The organism is Pseudoalteromonas sp. S1608 (genome assembly GCF_005887265.1).
GTDB lineage: Bacteria > Pseudomonadota > Gammaproteobacteria > Enterobacterales > Alteromonadaceae > Pseudoalteromonas > Pseudoalteromonas undina.
This window is the reverse complement of sequence record NZ_PNDK01000040.1, coordinates 1-18757: the sequence shown is the minus strand read 5'-3', so window position 1 is coordinate 18757 and position 18757 is coordinate 1. Positions and strand designations below refer to the sequence as shown.

The window sequence follows — 18757 nt, the reverse complement described above, 5'->3', positions numbered from 1 at the left end:
TAAAGACTGTTTACCTATAAAGTAATAAGTTACACATTAACAAGATGATAGCTCAATGCTATAGTAATCATGTTACAAGGATAAAGCTTTATCAATAAGACGTTTAGTAAACGTTGTGTTTAAAGTTGTGGGATAAATTAAAGGATTAAAATGAAAGAAACGTGCCCAAATTGTAGAAGTAATTTTGCAGCTAAAGATATAAAAAATATTAACAAAAATAGTATTTTTATTGAAAAACAATGCCCTTCTTGTCAAACATGGTTTTGTTTGAATAAAACACTCATGATAATAAAAATTATTGGCATTTTTTTATTATTAATAACCAGCCTATTAAATATCTTCAATATTAAGAGTGAATACAGTCTAATTTTTTCAAGCGCTGGTTTTGTAGGAATATTAGTAGCAATCATTATTACTTTTTTTGGCCAAAATGAAGCAATCAAAAAATAAAAAGAAACCAAAAGTAAAATATGTAGATATCAGTAATACGAGAATGCTATTGAATCAAATCGCATTCTCTTTAGTATCTTGGGCTTTAGGCCTTTTATCTATTATATTTGCGATAAAATTTATACATGATGGCTATATTCTGACTCCAACAGATTACCGGGTCGAATCTGACGTTTATTTCTTTTCAGCGTCGCCGTTTACTTATCTATTATACCTTTTTCTTTACTTAGGAACTGGGATCTACTTTTTAGCTGTGCCCTATCTTTTTAGAGATATGTTCCCGCGAAAAAAGAAAAAGCCTGATAAAAATAAAAAAAAGTACAAACGAGGCAAAAATTAGTTTCATTAGTTACCAGCACTTTTTATTTAAATACGCCCCAATGAAGTTGTTATTTATACTTGTGCAATAAATCAATTGGGATATGGCAATAATCATTAGGGTGATTGGTTAAACGGTCTTGATGCTCGGGATCGCTAGGGACATAATTAGTCAGTGGCGCTACTTGTACCGCTATTTTTTCAGCATCATCACGCTGGCTAATATAGTCTCTGGTGATGTTTAAATGATTGCTGTCTTGGCTAAAAATGGCGGTACGGTATTTTTCGCCTACATCGTCACCTTGTTTATTGATACTGTATGGGTCAATAATTTCAAAAAAATAGCCAATTAATTCATTTAAGGTTACTTCTTGGGCATCAAAGGTTACTTTCACGCATTCGGCATAGCCATCGTATTCACCTTGTGTTGTGTTACTCGTGCCGTTGGCACGCCCCGCCTCAGTAGTCACTACTCCAGGTAAATACCTCATAAACTCTTGCACGCCCCATAAACAACCACCAGCAAAATAAAGTGTGTGCTGATTTAATGAATGACTCGATTGTTGTGTTTGCATAATAAAGTGACCAATGTAAATAATTTATAGGTTGCAGAGTTACTATTTTGTAACGCTAGATTTGATTATCAAATGCAGTTTTTTATCATTAATGTACAATAGCGCCCAAAATCACCCTAGCTTAGTGAGCTTACCTTATCATGTGATAAAAAATGATAGGTATTTAATTGTTAGCGCCATTGCATAAAATGAGAATAATGATATGAATCGTGCCCCGCACCTTATTATACCGGCCGTGTTAGCCAGTATTTCAACTGTTGCTTATGCAGAGCAGAGTAAAGAAACAGCAACCATAGAACAAATAACAATTGAGGCGTCACCCACTGCCAATACCTTACCCGTTGGTACATTTGATTCACCTATTTCAAATTTAGAGTACGACCCGCGTGTTGACTTGCAATCACGTAATATGGCTGAAGCACAAGCTGATGTAACGATACGCGGGGGTATTTTTGAAAATACCGGCTTTAGAGTCGGCAGTGCAACTCTACTCGACCCGCAGTCTGGTCACTACTTTGCAGAAATTCCTATTGCACCACAAATGCTAACAGGTGCTAGCGTATTAACCGGAGCCGATAACGCACTTTATGGCATGAATAGCTCTGTGGGTACTGTGTCGTTTGCTTGGAAACCAATAACAACCGGTGGTAGTGTCTCTTTGGGCGCTGGCTCAAATGACTTTAACTTACAAACAATTCATGCAGGTGTGAGTACTCCACTTGAAGCAAACGCTAATTGGCGCATTGGTTTTGAAGGTGAACATTCGCACTCACAAAGTGATGGTTCAATTGATTTTGGCGATCATGACTTTACCCGTACTTCTGGCAGAGTGCAGTTAACTGGGAGCGATTCACAAACTGATTTATTTTACGGCTTACAAGAAAAGTTTTTTGGTTGGCCAAACCTTTATACCCCATTTGGTGTAAATGAAACCGAAGACTTAGAAACTCAATTATGGATGCTCAACCATAAACAAGCCTATGCTACCAACAGTGAATTTGAAGTATCGGCTTATTACCGCAAGCATAACGACCATTATGTCTATTCAAGAGAAAACCCAAGCGCGTTCCAAGCATTTCATGAAACACAAGTAAAATCATTGGCTATTTCAGGTCGTCATGCGCAAACAAAGTCAGTTGCGGTTAATTACTCGGCGCAATATATAGAAGACAGTATTGACTCCACCACCCTTGAAAATAATTTCACTTCACGTAACTACTTTAAGCTTAGTGTATTACCAGAGTACACAGCATCACTTGCAAGTGATCAGCAACTAAGGTTGCGTTTAGGGGCTGCATTTGATAACACCAGTCGTGATGATTCTGAGCTATCACTGATTGGTGATGTTAGTTTCAATACCCAAAATAACGATGGCACTGAGCGTACATTGTATTTATCGTATGCCGAGGCAAGCCAAGTAGCAGGCTACACCGCCATTGGTGGCAGTGAGTCTGGTGGTTTGTTTAGAAGTAACGCTAACCTTGAACGTGAAACCACCAAAAGCTTAGAGCTGGGCTTATTGCTTGAGCAACAAAGCTGGCAACTTAATTCAGCGCTTTTTTATCGTAAAGATAACAACCTAACCGATTGGACATTTAACTTTGATTCAAGCTCAGCACGATTTGCACAGCCGGTTGATATTGATACCGCAGGCCTTGAATTTTTAGCTACTAAACAATTTGATAACGCAGAAATTATTGCCAGCTATGCGTACTTACATAAAACAGAAACCTACGGCGCTGAAAATATTGATGCTAGCTTTTATGCCTTAAATTTTCCTGATCACCGGTTAACTCTAGGTGCGATTTGGAACCCGACGAATGTATTAGAATTTCGAGTAGATAATGAATGGCGTAAACAGCATAGAAATGCGCTACGCCGTTCAGGTGACGAGGCGTTATTTACTCAGCTGACGTTAAAAATAACTCCACCAGCTGTGCCTAACTTCTTTATTAGTCTTGCGGCTGATAACTTATGGGATGAGTCGTTTGAAGAAATTCCAGGTACGCCAGGTCGTGGCGAGCAATATACACTAAGTGCCACGTATAGCTGGTAACTTTATCGCTCAGCGAGGGCTTACTCCACGCTGAGCTTGTTTTTTTAATTAAAATAAGAAACAGACTAGTAGAAAGCTGAATCAGAAACCTCATTTCGCAGCCCTCCCTAAGTATTCTAAAAGCGCAGAATCCCCTCCTCTGTGTACATGCATAATTGAAATAGTATGAGCAAAGAGAAGTGAATGAGAAGTAAATGAGAAATCACTAGTAACTAAGCCAAATAACTTTATTTCTAAGTCACTCACTCTTAAAGCGCAGCGCCTCTTCGCCCTCTTTGTGCATTTATAATTAAAAAATTATGAACTGAGAGAATTAAATGAGAAATAAATGAGGTAACACTAGCGACAATGTAAAGTAGATACGTAATTTTCTTCTCTAAGTATGGGTTTTAGAAACACAAAGTAAGTGTCTACACTTTTCAAACGTATTAATTGTAAATATATGTGTATTTAATACAATAAATTAGGTTAATTGCTCTAATTCGGTAATTAACGTTAATGCTTGCTCATTAGTCGTCCCGCATACATCTAACGTGGCACTAAAGTCACTGCACACTTTAGGGCGCGACTCATCACCAAATAACTTGCACAGATTTCGTTCATCCAGCTGAATACAACGTTCTCCGGCCTTTTTACCGTTTGGCATACCTGGAATTGGCGAGCTAATACTCGGCGCAATACAACATGCTCCACAGCCTAAACGGCACGCCATTGATTGTGTTTTCATTCTAACCTCAGTAATAAATTTCAATTTTTTTGTTGCTGCTTTGTACATAAATAGCGTATTTCGTTCTATTTGTAACCGCCTTGTGCAATGACTTGTTACATCTTCAAATACACTGTAAACATTTTATTGCGTATCATTAGTCCATCAGCACAATTTATGAAGGAATGCCCTGTGGCGACTAAAAAACAAATAATACTTCCGATCGCGGTCCTTGTTGGTGGCATTGGCCTCGCAGCAGGCTTTTCTGCAATGAAAAAGCCACCTGAAGAAAAGCCCCCCCAAGACATGCGTCCTTTGGTTGCAGCACAACCAGTTCACCTTGATGCAATAACCCTCGATGTAAAGTCGTACGGTATTGTACAACCAAAAGACCGCACTGAATTGATTGCTCAGGTGAGTGGCCAAGTTATTTCAGTTGCAGGACAATTTGTTGAAGGTGCCTTTGTAAAGCAAGGCGACATTTTAGCACGAATTGATCCAAATGATTACGAAGCTGATTTAATTGAAGCAGAAGCTGGCCTTGCCCAAGCAAGTTCAGCGCTTGAGATTGAACGCGCACAAGCGCATGTTGCTAAAGCCGAATGGGAACGCATTAAAGCAGACTCAAGCGATGTTACCGCATCAGCACTGTATTTACGTAAACCGCAATTAGCTGAAAAAATGGCGCGATATCGCTCAGCACAAGCAAGTGTAAAACGTGCTAAACGTAATTTAGAACGCACATATATTAAAGCTCCCTACGATGCGATTATAAACGAGCGCAGTATTAGTTTAGGCTCGGTAGTTAATCCTGGTAATAGCTTTGGCTCTCTTAGTTCAACTGAGGTCGCCGAGGTGCGTTTACCTGTTGCCGATAAAGAGCTGCAATACCTTAATAATAGTGGCATAGGTGCAACAGTTGAATTTAATGCGCAATATGCAGGGAAAGAAACCACATGGCAGGCTAAAGTGGTACGAAGTGAAGGTGTGATTGATCAAAAAAGCCGTATGAGTTATTTGGTTGCCCAACTTCAAACCCCATATGAAGGGGTTCAGCCACTTCGTTTTGGCTCATACATTAACGCTACAATTGAAGGCCGCGCCGTTAATGGCGCTATTGTCGTCCCTCATCATCTGGTTAAAAATAATAAAATTGCAGTATTAAACGATGATTTAACTCTATCATTTAAAACACTCAATATTATTCGCGAACAAGATGGCATGGTCATCGCTAATCAGGGCTTAGCAGAGGGAGAGCAACTGATTACTTCTGCCCTTGAATACCCAACCGAAGGGATGGCAGTAAAAATAGAAGATACAGTGACCAAACCAGACGTTACTCAACTTGCGTTAAAAGGAGAGTAAACGATGACCACAACTGATGAAAAAGGGTTAATTGCGTGGTTTGCGCGTAACCCCGTTGCTGCTAACCTAATCATGATTTTTGTCTTGATTGGCGGGTTGTTAACCGCGCTGACAATTCGTAAACAAGCCTTTCCTCAATTTGAAAGTAACTGGGTAAGTATACAAGCTATTTACCCTGGCGCCGCGCCACAAGAAGTGGAAGAAGGCATTACTATAAAAATTGAAGAAAACCTTGAAGGTACCGAAGGTATTAAACGTCTAATCACTTACTCTAACCGAGGCTATGCACAAGCCTGGGTTGAGATTGAAGAAAAATATGACGCCAAAGAAGCGCTAGATGAAATAAAAGCGCAAGTAGATTCAATTAATACGTTTCCTGCGGGTATGGAACGCCCTGTTGTTCAGCGTGAAAAATTTCAACAAGAAGTAATGATACTCGCGCTTTATGGTGATATGAGTTATTACCAGTTAAAAGAACTTGGTAATGATATTAAAGATGAATTACAAAACCTTCCTCATGTAAACCTAGTTGATTTTTACAGTGGCTTAGACTACGAAATTGGTATTGAAATTAGCCCTGATAAACTTCGCGAATACGGACTCACGTTTAGAGATGTTTCTAATGCGGTGCAAAGCTTTTCTACTAATATGTCGGCGGGGCAAATTCGCTCTGATACTGGCTACATTTCGATGCGTGTCGAAAAGCAAGCCTATCGTGGCGGTGAATTTGAAAAGTTACCGCTAATTACATTACCAGACGGTGCTCAAATTAAATTAGGCGATGTAGCCACCATTAATGATGGCTTTGAAGAAGGCTTACTTTATTCTAAATACAATGGCAAAAATTCACTGTCGTTTGAAATTGATGCCTCAAAAGATCAAGACATTACCGTTGTTGCTAAAGTCCTTAAAAAGTACCTAGCTGACAAAGCCGATCAACTTCCTGCAGGCGTTAAGTTATCACCCATCGTTGATTTAACCTACTACCTTGAAGGTCGCCTCGACATGATGGTCGATAACATGGTGTGGGGCGGTATTTTAGTTATGCTGGTATTAGCGCTGTTTTTACCTCTTAGATTAGCGTTTTGGGTAATGATGGGCCTACCAGTGTCTTTCTTAGGGGCATTCTTATTTATGCCTATCGGCTTTTTAGACATTACTATTAATATGGTGTCTTTGTTTGCCTTTATTATTGTTTTGGGGATTGTGGTTGATGATGCCATTGTTGTAGGTGAGTCGGCCAGTGCTGAAATTGAAAAACATGGGCACTCACTTAACAACGTTATTCGTGGTGTAAAACGTGTAGCCATGCCAGCAACCTTTGGTGTACTAACCACTATTGCTGCATTTTTACCTCAAGCAATGGCTTCAGGGCCGAGCGCTGCGTTTTCGAAAGCAATTGGTGTAGTAATTATTTTATGCTTAATTTTTTCACTGATTGAATCAAAACTAATTTTACCTGCACACATCGCAGCAATGAACCCGCGTAAGCCTAATCCTAAAAACCCATTACATAAATTACGTAATGCAGTTGATAGTGGCTTAAAGCATTTTGTTGAACATTATTACACTCCATTTATCGGTCGTTGTATCCATTATCGCTATACCGTGATTATTGGCTTTTTATGTATTTTAATTGTCAGTGCAGGACTCTTTGCCGGTGGAATGGTTAAATTTGTACCAAACCCTAAAATTCCGCATGATTTTCCGCGTATATCGCTAGAAATGAACCTTGCCTCTTCTGAGCAAGCCACGCTTGAAACAGCGCGTAAAATAGAAAATGTATTACTGAGCGTCGACAAAGAACTAGAGCAGCAGTATGGCCAATCTATGATCCGTGATTTGTCTGTTAGTCTGCGTGGTCGTACTAATGCGAGTATTATGGCCATTTTAGTAGAGCCTCACTTACGCCCAATCGATACCTTTGAGCTAAGCACTATGTGGCGTGAAAAAATGCCGCCGCTACCGGGGCTTAAAACACTCACTATTCAAGATAGTATTTTTGGTGGTGGTCGTGATGATGGCGACGTTAGCTTTAGACTCGAAGGAAAAAATGCCGACGAGTTAAAAGAAGTATCTAGCAAACTAAAAGCTAAGTTACAAAGTATGGAAGGTGTGGGTGATGTAAATGACTCACTGCAAAGTGCCACCGACGAAGTGCAACTTGATTTAAAACCACTTGCTTACAGTATGGGCTTAACCCTTGCTGATGTGGCCTCTCAAGTAAGCTTTAGCTATTACGGCCTTGAAGCACAGCGTATTCTGCGTGAAGGTGAAGAAATCAAAGTAATGATTCGCTACCCACAAAGCGAGCGTAACTCAATAAGCAACATCCAAGATACGCGTATTATCACCCCTGCGGGCGCTGAAGTTTCTTTGAGTGAAATAGCTATAGTCAAGCTAGTTGACGGCGTAAGCAGTATCAGACGTGAAAACTCAAATCGTACTGTTAATGTATGGGCTGCGGTCAATAGCGACGAAGTAGAGCCATTTGCCATTGCACAAGAAATTCGTGATGTTTACTTACCTGCACTTCTTAAAAACTACCCTGGTGTAAAAAGTAATGTTGCTGGGCGTATTCAAGAAGAGATGGAAAGTGCTAATGAACAACTACGTGATTTTGCAATCTCATTAATGATTATTTTTGCGCTACTTGCCATTCCACTTCGCTCATATTCTCAGCCACTGATCATTATGTCGGTGATCCCATTTGGTGTTGTGGGTGCTATGTTCGGTCATATGGCTTTAGGTATGACCATGAGCGGGCTATCAATGTTCGGCATTATCGCTGTAGCCGGTATAGTGGTTAATGATTCACTTGTTATGGTGGATTTTGTAAACAAAGCCCGTGCAGAAGGTGTGGCAATAAAAGAAGCGGTAATGCAAGCCGGAGCGCGTCGCTTTAGAGCCATATTACTAACCTCAGTCACTACTTTTATTGGCGTAATGCCCATTATTATGGAAACCAGTTTACAAGCAAAAATTGTAATACCTATGGCCGTATCACTCGCCTTTGGTGTGCTGTTTGCCACAGTAATTACGCTTATTCTTATACCTTGTCAGTACGTTGCGCTTGAAGATACAAAACGCATAATTCGAAAGTGGCGCGGTAAAGACCCTATTGTCGATGGCCAACCAGTAACGACCAATAGTTAATTAAGTAAAATCCCAACCAAAAAAGCTCGGCATAATTATGCCGAGCTTTTTATTTATAGTTAAAAAATAGCATTAAACTATTTGCCAGTTTTTCTCCCTACTGGTAACTTAACTCTAAACTTTGCTCTAAAAGGATTAACCATGGGCACAATTCAGCTTATCTTATTTATCGCCTTTGCCGTATTGACTACTCTGGGTTACAAAAAGAACAACCGCAATTTAATGCTTTTGGGTGCAATAACTATTTCTTTTGCATTTGTAGGATTAGAATTTTTACTTGGGTTTGATGAAGGGTTATCAGGGACTGACTATGAATAAAAAAGTAATACATTGGCCAAGTATGTCACTTTATTTGATCGCCTTATTCACGTTTATCGGTGGCATTATTGACTCCACCTATTCGAGCTTTCTCATTGCTTTTGGTTTTTGTTTTATGGGCTTTGCGAGCATTCGCTTAATCCCTGCAAACTTTCTTACTCGTAAACTAACTAGTCCTATAGCACAAACCCTCGTTCGCAAAAGAGATATAGCAACACAAATTATCGGATTGTTATTGCTCATTACAGGGTTAGCTTTATCTATGTTACTCAACATATAATTGTGTAATTAAAAATATCCTATGATGAATTCAATAAATTACTCGTTTTTATGCCTTTTACATGATGATATTTAATAATCATAATTAAGTAAGATAAAGCCTAAATATTCCCCTCAGTATAAACATATTCCTCGTAAAGGATTTGATTGGCGTTTTTTAATAATCACTGAAATTAACGTTACTAAACGTGTATTTGTTACTCGTTAATTAATATACGTTTATCAACAATCCCCTGTTTTACTAGCTGATTCAATATGTGAGCGGTTTTTTCTCTGCACACATCGCGCAATAGTCGTACAGCGGGAGTAATCGATTGCCTGCTTGGGCAAATGAGCCACAGCTCACCACAGGTATGCTGGTAATTATTCATCACAGTAACAACGCGTTTATTTAATAAGTCATCGGCAATATCTAACGCTGATTTAACCGCTAAACCTTTACCTGCAACACACCAACGCCTGACTAAATCGCCATCGTTTGAGGCACGTCTGCCCTGCATTTTTACTTTGTATTTTTTCCCACCGTCGGTAAATTCCCACACATTATTGATAATATCTTGCAGCTGGTAAAATAATCCGTGATGCTGCGCTAAATCATCTGGGTGCTCTGGCTCACCATATTTAGCTAAATAGGTAGGTGTAGCACAAAGTAGTCGCGGTACGTTGCAAATTTTAAATCCATATACACTACTATCACTGGGTGAGCCATAACGTAGAGCTATATCAACCGAGTCACGAAAAAAATCGATATTACTGTCGCTAATGTGCGTGCGCAAGCTCACACTTGGGTACTTATCCATGATTTCATCAATCCAAGGGATCACTAAGTTGCGCCCTAAATCAGATGAGGTAGCTACCCGTAACTCCCCTTCAATGGCATCATGTTCTCCTTTAAGGTTTTGCCTTGCCGTTTCAAGCACGGCCAGCGCTTGTTCGCATTGGGGAATGTATCGCTCCCCTGCACTAGATAAACGCAAATGCCGAGTGGTTCTAATAAATAATTCACAGCCAAGTGCCAACTCTACACGCTTAATAGCAGCACTGGCCGTTGCTGTGCGCATATCTAACTTGGCTGCTGCTAGCGTAATGCTTCGACACTCAGCTACTTTTAAAATCAGTTTTAAGTCATCAACCTGCATATTATCTATTTTTATTTGATAATGATTCAATAATTATGCTGTTTATTTTAAATAAAGCAAATTGTATTATGCTGCTCATACACTCAATGAACACTATTTATCAGCCCTTTTTTATTATGGAGAGACTATGACTCACCCTATTATTCGCGATCTTGAAAGCCGCCACACTGCTAAACGTTATGATGCTACAAAGCGCATTTCTCAAGACGATTTAGCGGTATTGTATAATGCTATGCGTCTTTCTCCTTCGTCTATTAATTCACAGCCTTGGAAATTTATTGTGATTGAATCTGATGCCGCAAAAGAGCGTATGCACAGTACCTTTGCTAATAAGTTTCAATTTAATCAGCCACACATTAAAGCGGCATCACACATTATTTTATTCGCTCATAATCCACAATATACCCGTGAAAACTATGGCCAAGTAATTGATGCTGATATAAAAAATGGCCGAACTCAAACAGAAAACCGCGAGCAAGCTTTTGGCGCCTTTGCGTTTGTGGATTTAAATACCGATGAGCAGGGTAATAATGCCGCCTGGACTAAAGCACAAACCTACATTGCTTTAGGCAATACTATGCATGCAGCAGCACGCTTAGGGATTGATACCACCCCGATGGAAGGCGTTGATGCACAACTGATTGGTGAGGAGTTCGCAAGCGAATTAGACGGCTACATCTGTGATGTCGCACTTGCGCTGGGCTACCATGACGCTGAAGAAGACTACAATGCTAAGCTGCCAAAATCACGTTTAAGCAAAGAACAAATTATTCAGGTTTTATAAGTCATAACTGCTCACTTTAAATAGTAAGTGAGCAGTTTATTATTACTAGGCTAGTTTTGTGACCACAGATGCACTGAGCACTTTGCCTTGTTCAACATCTGCGGTAACAGTGCATAATGCACCATTAACTAAGTTTAAATTAGGAGGAATGTGGCCAATATCGGCATCTATGATCACCGGAAATAAACACCCACCAAAAGCGGCATTTAAGCCTTGGCGATAATCAAACCCTGGATCTTGTCCTTGTAAGGTCACATGACGACCAATAATCACCCCGTTTATATCATCAAACATGCCCGCTAATTTAAGTGACAATAAAAACCTTGCAACGGTCGCTGGCGTGAGCTCTGCGCTTTCTAAATAAAGCACAATACCTTGCGAGGCATTATGCTTTTTAAACTCATGCAGTGCTAAAAAAGGCGAATCAAGCAACAGCCCAACCGTATCAAGACACCCACCAAACAATCGCCCTGACATTTCAATACTGCGTTTATCAGTGTAATTTAAACATTGCCACTGGGTTGGCGCGCTGTGATCAAATAATACGTTTGGGTTTTGTGCATAATCAGGCTTGCTATGTTGATGGTAAGTCGAGGGGGCTTGCTCAAACTCACTATTAGCCTCATAGCTTAGACTTTCAAAAATTTGTAGACAATACGGATCTTTTTCATCGGGGTGTAACTGAATTAAATTGGCGCTATGCAGTGTTGCCCAATTACATTTTGCTGTCAGTGCACAAGCAATCGTGCTGACATCTGAATAACCCACCAACCATTTAGGTTTGGCATTTTTAATTGCGCCAAAATCAAGTAACGGCAATATTTCCATTGCCAGCTCTCCGCCCATTGGCGGCATAATCGCATCTATTTTATCATCCAATAAAAACTCCATTAACTGCTTAGCATGCTGCTTAGCAGTAAGTTGAGTTCGCGGCTCGTTTTGACGTAAAAACTCCCCTTCAACAACCTCATAACCTCGATGTTTTAAGCCATTAATGACGATGTCTAACCGTGGGTGATATTTTGATTTGATCCCCGCAGATAAAGAACACACGGCGATTTTAGATCCCACTTTTAAAGGTGCTGGATACAGTATATTTGCCATATTATTTCCTTATTGAAGAATAGGTTACTACCATAACAACATAGCCTACATTTACAAACAATGAATAATAATTGACCGGTATCTAAACCAAATATAAAAACCAAGCATAAAAAAACCAGTGCTTATTGCTAAGCACTGGTTTTTATAAAACGTTAAAGTGAGTTAACTAATTAAATATACTCAACCTCAATGATTTCGTACTCTACATCACCTTTTGGCGTTTTGATAATCACAGCGTCATCCGCTTGTTTACCAATTAAGCCGCGAGCAATTGGTGAATTGACAGAGATTAAATTACTTTTAATATCTGCTTCATCATCGCCAACAATCTGATATTTAACTTCAGCGTCGGTTTCAACATTAACGATGGTTACTGTAGTACCAAAAATCACTTTACCTGTATTAGGCATCTTTGTTACGTCAATCATCTGCATGTTTGAAAGTTTTGCTTCAATTTCTTGAATACGGCCTTCACAAAAACCCTGTTGCTCACGCGCAGCGTGATACTCAGCATTTTCTTTTAAGTCACCGTGTTCACGTGCATCAGCAATATCAGATACAATTTTTGGACGGGTAACAGTTTTTAATTCGTTAAGTTCATCGCGCAATAATTTTGCGCCACGAACTGTCATTGGAATTGATTGCATACTTTTCTCACTTAATCCCAAGGCCGTGGTTACGGCCTTGGCACATTTCCTTAGTTCAATCGCAGGTGTAGTTCTTGAACAGACGTCACTTTACTGCGGTCATCTGCTTGGTTAGCAGTACAGTTAGCAAATGCCGCATTCAATGTCGTAGTATAATTGGTTTTGTGCTGCAATGCACCACGACGTAACACCTTCGAATCTTCAATCGCTTGGCGACCTTCGGTGGTATTAACGATATAGCTATACTCGCCATTTTTGATTCTATCAAGAATGTGCGGACGACCTTCATATACTTTATTTACACGGCGAACCGTAATTCCAGCATCTTCAAGTGCAGCAGCTGTTCCACCTGTTGCATCTAGCTCAAAACCAAGGTCTGTCATGGTTTTAGCTAGTTCTACAATACGTGGCTTATCGCTATTACGTACAGATAGTAACGCGCGACCACCACGTGGTAAAGTGTTGCTTGCACCTAATTGTGCTTTTGCGAACGCTTCGGCGAAAGTATCACCAACACCCATTACTTCACCCGTAGAGCGCATTTCTGGGCCACGGATAGGATCCACACCTTGGAACTTAGCAAATGGCAATACCACTTCTTTTACGCTGTAGTAAGGTGGAATCACTTCTTTAGTAATGCCTTGGCTTGCTAAAGATTGACCCGCCATACAACGTGCCGCTACTTTTGCAAGTGCTACACCCGTTGCTTTAGATACAAATGGAACTGTACGTGCTGCACGTGGGTTTACTTCGATTAGATACACGTTGCCATCTTTAACCGCAAACTGCGTATTCATCAAACCAACTACGCCAAGTTCAAGTGCCATATCAGTTACTTGCTTACGCATCACATCTTGCACTTCTTGCGTTAGCGAGTGAGCTGGTAATGAACATGCTGAGTCACCAGAGTGAACGCCTGCTTGTTCAATATGCTCCATGATGCCGCCAATAATCACTTGCTCGCCGTCGCAAATTGCGTCAACGTCAACTTCTATTGCGTTATCTAAGAAACGGTCAAGTAACACTGGCGCTTCATTTGATGCAGATACGGCTTCGGTCATGTAACGACGTAAGTCTTGCTCATCGTATACAATTTCCATCGCACGACCACCTAATACGTACGAAGGACGCACTACCAGTGGGAAACCAATTTCAACTGATTTAAGTAGTGCTTCTTCAGTAGAGGTAACCGTCGCATTTTCTGGCTGCAGTAAGTCTAAACGCTCAACAAGTTGTTGGAAACGCTCACGGTCTTCTGCACGGTCAATTGCATCAGGTGAAGTACCAATTACAGGTACACCGTTAGCTTCAAGCTCACGCGCTAGTTTAAGTGGTGTTTGACCACCGTACTGCACGATAACGCCTTTTGGCTTTTCAACACGTACAATTTCTAGTACGTCTTCAAGCGTAATTGGCTCAAAGTATAAACGATCAGATGTGTCGTAATCGGTAGAAACCGTTTCAGGGTTACAGTTAACCATGATGGTCTCGTAGCCGTCTTCGCGAAGCGCAAGGGCTGCGTGTACACAACAGTAATCAAATTCAATACCTTGGCCGATACGGTTAGGACCGCCACCAATTACCATGATTTTATCGCGGTCAGATGCGTTAGCTTCACATTCTTCATCGTAAGATGAGTACATGTAAGCAGTGTCTGAGCTAAATTCTGCGGCGCAAGTATCAACGCGTTTGTAAACAGGTACAATATTGAGTTGATGGCGCTTTTTACGAATTTCAGCTTCTGACACACCAGCAATTTCTGCAATACGCGGATCTGCAAAGCCTTTGCGTTTAAGTTTACGCAAGAAGTCTGCATTTAAGCCGGCCATACCGACTTCTGAAATTTTAGCTTCATCTTTTAGGATGTCTTCAATTTGTACTAAGTACCAAGGGTCAATCTTAGTCAGTTCGAACACATCTTCAACACTCATACCATGGCGCATTGCATCGGCAATGTACCAAATACGCTCTGCACCTGGCTCACGTAATTCACGAATGATTTTTTCTTTTGCTTTCGGGTCGTCAAGCGCCACAATTGGGTTAAAGCCCGTTGCGCCTACTTCTAAACCACGTAATGCTTTTTGTAATGACTCTTGTTGGTTACGACCAATCGCCATTACTTCGCCTACTGATTTCATTTGCGTCGTTAAACGGTCGTTTGCACCGGCAAATTTTTCAAAGTTAAAGCGAGGAATTTTTGTTACCACGTAATCGATTGAAGGTTCAAACGATGCTGGTGTTTTACCGCCAGTAATATCGTTTTGAAGCTCATCAAGTGTGTAACCTACAGCCAATTTTGCTGCAATTTTAGCAATTGGGAAACCCGTTGCTTTAGACGCTAGGGCCGATGAACGTGATACACGTGGGTTCATTTCAATGATAACCATACGTCCATCAACTGGGTTTACACCAAATTGTACGTTTGAACCGCCGGTTTCAACACCAATTTCACGCAATACGGCCATAGAGGCATTACGCATGATTTGGTATTCTTTGTCTGTTAATGTTTGTGCTGGCGCAACAGTAATTGAGTCACCTGTGTGCACACCCATTGGGTCAAAGTTTTCAATAGAACAAACGATGATGCAGTTGTCTTTTTTGTCACGAACAACTTCCATTTCGTATTCTTTCCAACCAATTAACGATTCATCAATTAATAACTCGCTGGTTGGTGAAAGGTCTAAACCGCGCTCACAAATTTCTTCAAACTCTTCCATGTTGTAAGCCACACCGCCACCGGTGCCGCCCATTGTGAAAGAAGGACGAATAATACACGGTAAGCCGATTCGGGTCATGGTATCGCGAGCTTCATCCATTGAATGGGCAATTTCAGCACGTGGACATTCAAGGCCGATGTTACGCATAGCAACATCAAAACGCTCACGGTTTTCTGCTTTATCGATTGCATCGGCTGTTGCGCCAATAAGCTCAACGCCATGCTTTGCCAATACACCGTGCTTATCTAAATCAAGCGCACAGTTTAATGCCGTTTGACCACCCATTGTAGGCAGTACAGCATCTGGCTTTTCTTTTTCAATAATTTTTTCTACCACTTCCCAGTGAATTGGTTCGATGTATGTTGCATCGGCCATTTCTGGATCAGTCATGATAGTGGCTGGGTTTGAGTTAACTAATATAACTCTATAGCCTTCTTCTCTTAGTGCTTTACACGCTTGAGCACCAGAGTAGTCAAATTCACAAGCTTGACCAATTACAATTGGGCCTGCGCCTAAGATAAGAATGCTTTTTATATCGGTACGTTTTGGCATTATTACTCCGGTTAAATTAGTGGTTACGCGCTTGCATCAAGTCGATGAAGTGGTCAAATAATGGGGCTGCATCGTGCGGACCAGGACTTGCTTCAGGATGACCTTGGAAGCTAAACGCTGGTTTATCTGTACGGTGAATACCTTGTAATGTACCGTCAAATAACGATTTGTGCGTAGCACGTAAGTTATCTGGTAATGTGGCTTCATCTGCAGCAAAACCGTGGTTTTGTGCAGTGATCATTACAACATCGCGGTCAAGATCTTTAACTGGGTGGTTACCACCATGGTGGCCAAACTTCATTTTTACTGTTTTAGCACCTGAGGCAAGTGCTAGTAGTTGATGCCCTAAACAAATACCAAAAATTGGCGTGTCGGTTTCTAAAAAGGTTTTAATTGCATCAATGGCATAAGTACATGGCTCAGGATCGCCAGGGCCGTTTGATAAGAAAATACCATCTGGGTTTAAGGCTAGTACGTCAGCGGCAGAGGTTTGTGCTGGGACAACGGTCAGTTTACAACCACGATCAACAAGCATACGTAAAATGTTACGTTTAACACCGAAGTCGTAGGCAACAACATGAAACTTTTCATCATCAGCGTGTAAGGTTTTAAACCCCTCGCCTAATGTCCAGCTTGATTCGCGCCACTCAAAATTTTCCTTGGTTGAGACAACTTTTGCTAAATCCATACCTTTTAAGCCTGGGAAGGCTTGCGCGGCTTCGAGCGCTTTTTTCTCGTCTAGTTCGTCACCAGCAACAATACAGCCATTTTGTGCGCCTTTGTCACGCAAAATACGGGTTAGTTTTCTGGTGTCGATGTCCGCAATACCTAAAATATTACGTTCTTTTAAGTAATCATCTAACGATTGCTCGTTACGAAAATTACTTGCTAGCAGTGGCAAATCACGGATCACTAGGCCTTTAGCCCAAATGTGACTCGCTTCTTCGTCTTCGCTGTTGGTACCCGTATTACCGATATGTGGGTACGTCAAAGTTACGATTTGTTCCGCGTACGATGGATCAGTCAAAATTTCTTGATAACCAGTCATAGACGTATTGAATACTACTTCACCGACTGACATGCCGTCAGCGCCGATTGCAGTACCGCGAAACACTGTGCCGTCTTCTAGGACTAACAGAGCGGATTTAGTCAAGTTAAACCTCCTAACAGTAAAAAACGGGAGTAAACAAATTGCTTAACACCCCGCCAATACCCAAATAATTGGTCAAAACCTGATTTCTGTGAGCTTAAATTGTTTTACGCAGTCTTAAATGATGCCGATGTAAACCACTAAACCTTCATTCATTTTTCTTGCCTAAAACTCTTTTTATTCCCACACAAACCCCGGTTTTGCTAACCATATGAGTATAATTGGAAACACGCATTTAGTAATTTTTGGCAAATTGGCTGCATTCTACATGAAGTTGGCTTTTAGGTCTAACGCTAATTAGTAAATTGCAATAAATAAGTGGTTATAACAAAAAACCACCTCAAAGCGTTAAAAAAGGAACTTAACTACTTTAAATCTAGCACATCTTGCATATCATAAAGTCCTGCTGGTTTATTTTTCAACCACTGCGCAGCTCTTATAGCACCTAGGGCGAAGGTCATTCGAGAACTTGCTTTATGGGTTAATTCAAGTCTTTCGCCCATTGTAGCGAAGTAGGCCGTGTGTTCACCTACTATATCGCCGCCTCTTAGCACCGAATAGCCAATTTCATTTTGTGATTTGGCCTGCTCTATGTTGTTACGATCATAAACAGCAACCTCATCATGATCCCACCCTTTAGCCTGTGCAATCGACTCGCCAATAGCTAATGCTGTACCCGATGGCGCATCGATTTTATGGCGATGATGCGCTTCAAAAATTTCAATATCTAAATCATCGCCTAATTTTGTCGCTGCTGTTTGCACTAAGTTAAGCAGTAAATTTACGCCCACGCTATAATTACGCGCAAATACGATCGGGATATGTTTAGCGGCATCTGTTAATAGAGCCATATCATCATGAGTTAAGCCAGTGGTGCCAATTACCATAGGTGTTTTTTGCGCAACAGCTGTTTTTAAGTGATTTCTCATGCCTTGTGGAAGGGTAAAGTCTATAAGCACATCTACATTTTCAACTTGCTGTTCACTGCTAAAGTGAATGTCTTTAGCTGCTGCACTATTAAGTTGATTAACCGATAGACCGACTAACTCAGACTCACTGCGTACATAGGCCGCCGCTAATTGTGAATTTTTATTGATTGTTGCTGCTTCTAAAAGTGCCAGGCCCATACGGCCATTAGCACCAAACACACCTACTCGATTCATCTTTTTACAACCTATGTATTTTTTAGTTAGCTAGATTTTATCTAAAACTCATGTAATAGTCAGGAAAGCTTATAAAAAAGCTTCGATTATTTTAGGGTCTGTTGACCTTTGCGGATTAAAATTTGTTTAAACTAGGAGCGGTTTAATCGTGGCGCGAGGTTTGTAACCTAGTGGGCTAAGTAAAAACCGAGCAAAGCTTCCGCGTCCTGCTCACGCCCCTTACCTACATCCATGTAGGCAACAAAGAGTAAATCGCCCCTAGGAAGAACCCGAAGGGC

At 40.8% G+C, this 18757-nt stretch carries 15 protein-coding genes; 7 read left to right on the top strand and 8 right to left on the bottom strand.

The window, feature by feature from the left end; genetic code table 11:
• Positions 1–150: 150 nt before the first annotated feature.
• Positions 151–450 carry a hypothetical protein gene (locus CWB75_RS15145; RefSeq protein WP_138571095.1) on the top strand — a complete coding sequence of 100 codons (300 nt, stop codon included), beginning with the start codon at positions 151–153 and terminating at the stop codon, positions 448–450.
• 389 nt (positions 451–839) lie between these two features.
• On the opposite strand, the gene CWB75_RS15140 is transcribed toward CWB75_RS15145, so the two are convergent.
• Positions 840–1343, bottom strand: a complete 504-nt coding sequence (locus CWB75_RS15140) for a peptide-methionine (S)-S-oxide reductase (protein WP_138571094.1) — start codon at positions 1341–1343, stop codon at positions 840–842.
• Between the two features lie 202 nt (positions 1344–1545).
• Between CWB75_RS15140 and CWB75_RS15135 the strand changes: the two genes are divergently transcribed.
• Complete coding sequence (locus CWB75_RS15135; RefSeq protein WP_138571093.1) at positions 1546–3399, top strand: TonB-dependent receptor plug domain-containing protein; 1854 nt, start codon at positions 1546–1548, stop codon at positions 3397–3399.
• Between the two features lie 463 nt (positions 3400–3862).
• Here the strand turns inward: CWB75_RS15135 and CWB75_RS15130 are convergent, their stop codons facing one another.
• Positions 3863–4126 carry a YkgJ family cysteine cluster protein gene (locus CWB75_RS15130; RefSeq protein WP_041708812.1) on the bottom strand — a complete coding sequence of 88 codons (264 nt, stop codon included), beginning with the start codon at positions 4124–4126 and terminating at the stop codon, positions 3863–3865.
• Between the two features lie 171 nt (positions 4127–4297).
• Between CWB75_RS15130 and CWB75_RS15125 the strand changes: the two genes are divergently transcribed.
• The 4 genes from CWB75_RS15125 to CWB75_RS15115 all read left to right on the top strand — a co-directional run bounded on the left by CWB75_RS15125 (position 4298) and on the right by CWB75_RS15115 (position 9224).
• Complete coding sequence (locus tag CWB75_RS15125; protein ID WP_138571092.1) at positions 4298–5470, top strand: efflux RND transporter periplasmic adaptor subunit; 1173 nt, start codon at positions 4298–4300, stop codon at positions 5468–5470.
• Positions 5471–5473: 3 nt separating this feature from the next.
• The gene (locus CWB75_RS15120; protein WP_138571091.1) at positions 5474–8626 is read left to right on the top strand and encodes an efflux RND transporter permease subunit; all 3153 of its coding nucleotides are present in this window, start codon (positions 5474–5476) and stop codon (positions 8624–8626) included.
• 141 nt (positions 8627–8767) lie between these two features.
• Positions 8768–8944: a hypothetical protein gene (locus tag CWB75_RS19105; protein WP_171039125.1), complete on the top strand. Its 177-nt coding sequence runs from the start codon at positions 8768–8770 to the stop codon at positions 8942–8944.
• Complete coding sequence (locus CWB75_RS15115) at positions 8937–9224, top strand: hypothetical protein (RefSeq protein WP_138571090.1); 288 nt, start codon at positions 8937–8939, stop codon at positions 9222–9224. The genes CWB75_RS19105 and CWB75_RS15115 overlap by 8 nt, the downstream gene beginning before the upstream one ends.
• Before the next feature lie 196 nt (positions 9225–9420).
• Here the strand turns inward: CWB75_RS15115 and CWB75_RS15110 are convergent, their stop codons facing one another.
• Entirely contained in the window at positions 9421–10362 is a 942-nt protein-coding gene (locus CWB75_RS15110) for a LysR family transcriptional regulator (protein ID WP_171039127.1), read from the bottom strand.
• A gap of 127 nt (positions 10363–10489) precedes the next feature.
• On the opposite strand from CWB75_RS15110, the gene CWB75_RS15105 reads away from it, so the two are divergent.
• Positions 10490–11146 carry a nitroreductase family protein gene (locus CWB75_RS15105; RefSeq protein ID WP_055012950.1) on the top strand — a complete coding sequence of 219 codons (657 nt, stop codon included), beginning with the start codon at positions 10490–10492 and terminating at the stop codon, positions 11144–11146.
• Between the two features lie 45 nt (positions 11147–11191).
• Here CWB75_RS15105 and CWB75_RS15100 read toward each other — a convergent pair whose 3' ends face one another.
• The 5 genes from CWB75_RS15100 to dapB all read right to left on the bottom strand — a co-directional run bounded on the left by CWB75_RS15100 (position 11192) and on the right by dapB (position 18479).
• A complete protein-coding gene (locus tag CWB75_RS15100; RefSeq protein ID WP_138571088.1) occupies positions 11192–12250 on the bottom strand; it encodes a S66 family peptidase in 1059 nt (352 codons plus the stop codon).
• 170 nt (positions 12251–12420) lie between these two features.
• A complete protein-coding gene (greA, locus tag CWB75_RS15095; protein ID WP_010388635.1) occupies positions 12421–12897 on the bottom strand; it encodes a transcription elongation factor GreA in 477 nt (158 codons plus the stop codon).
• 50 nt (positions 12898–12947) lie between these two features.
• Entirely contained in the window at positions 12948–16166 is a 3219-nt protein-coding gene (gene carB, locus CWB75_RS15090) for a carbamoyl-phosphate synthase large subunit (protein ID WP_138571087.1), read from the bottom strand.
• Positions 16167–16182: 16 nt separating this feature from the next.
• Positions 16183–17319, bottom strand: a complete 1137-nt coding sequence (gene carA, locus CWB75_RS15085) for a glutamine-hydrolyzing carbamoyl-phosphate synthase small subunit (RefSeq protein ID WP_008113125.1) — start codon at positions 17317–17319, stop codon at positions 16183–16185.
• 362 nt (positions 17320–17681) lie between these two features.
• Positions 17682–18479, bottom strand: coding sequence for a 4-hydroxy-tetrahydrodipicolinate reductase (gene dapB / locus CWB75_RS15080; protein ID WP_075169083.1), 798 nt, complete (start codon positions 18477–18479; stop codon positions 17682–17684).
• Positions 18480–18757: the final 278 nt, after the last annotated feature.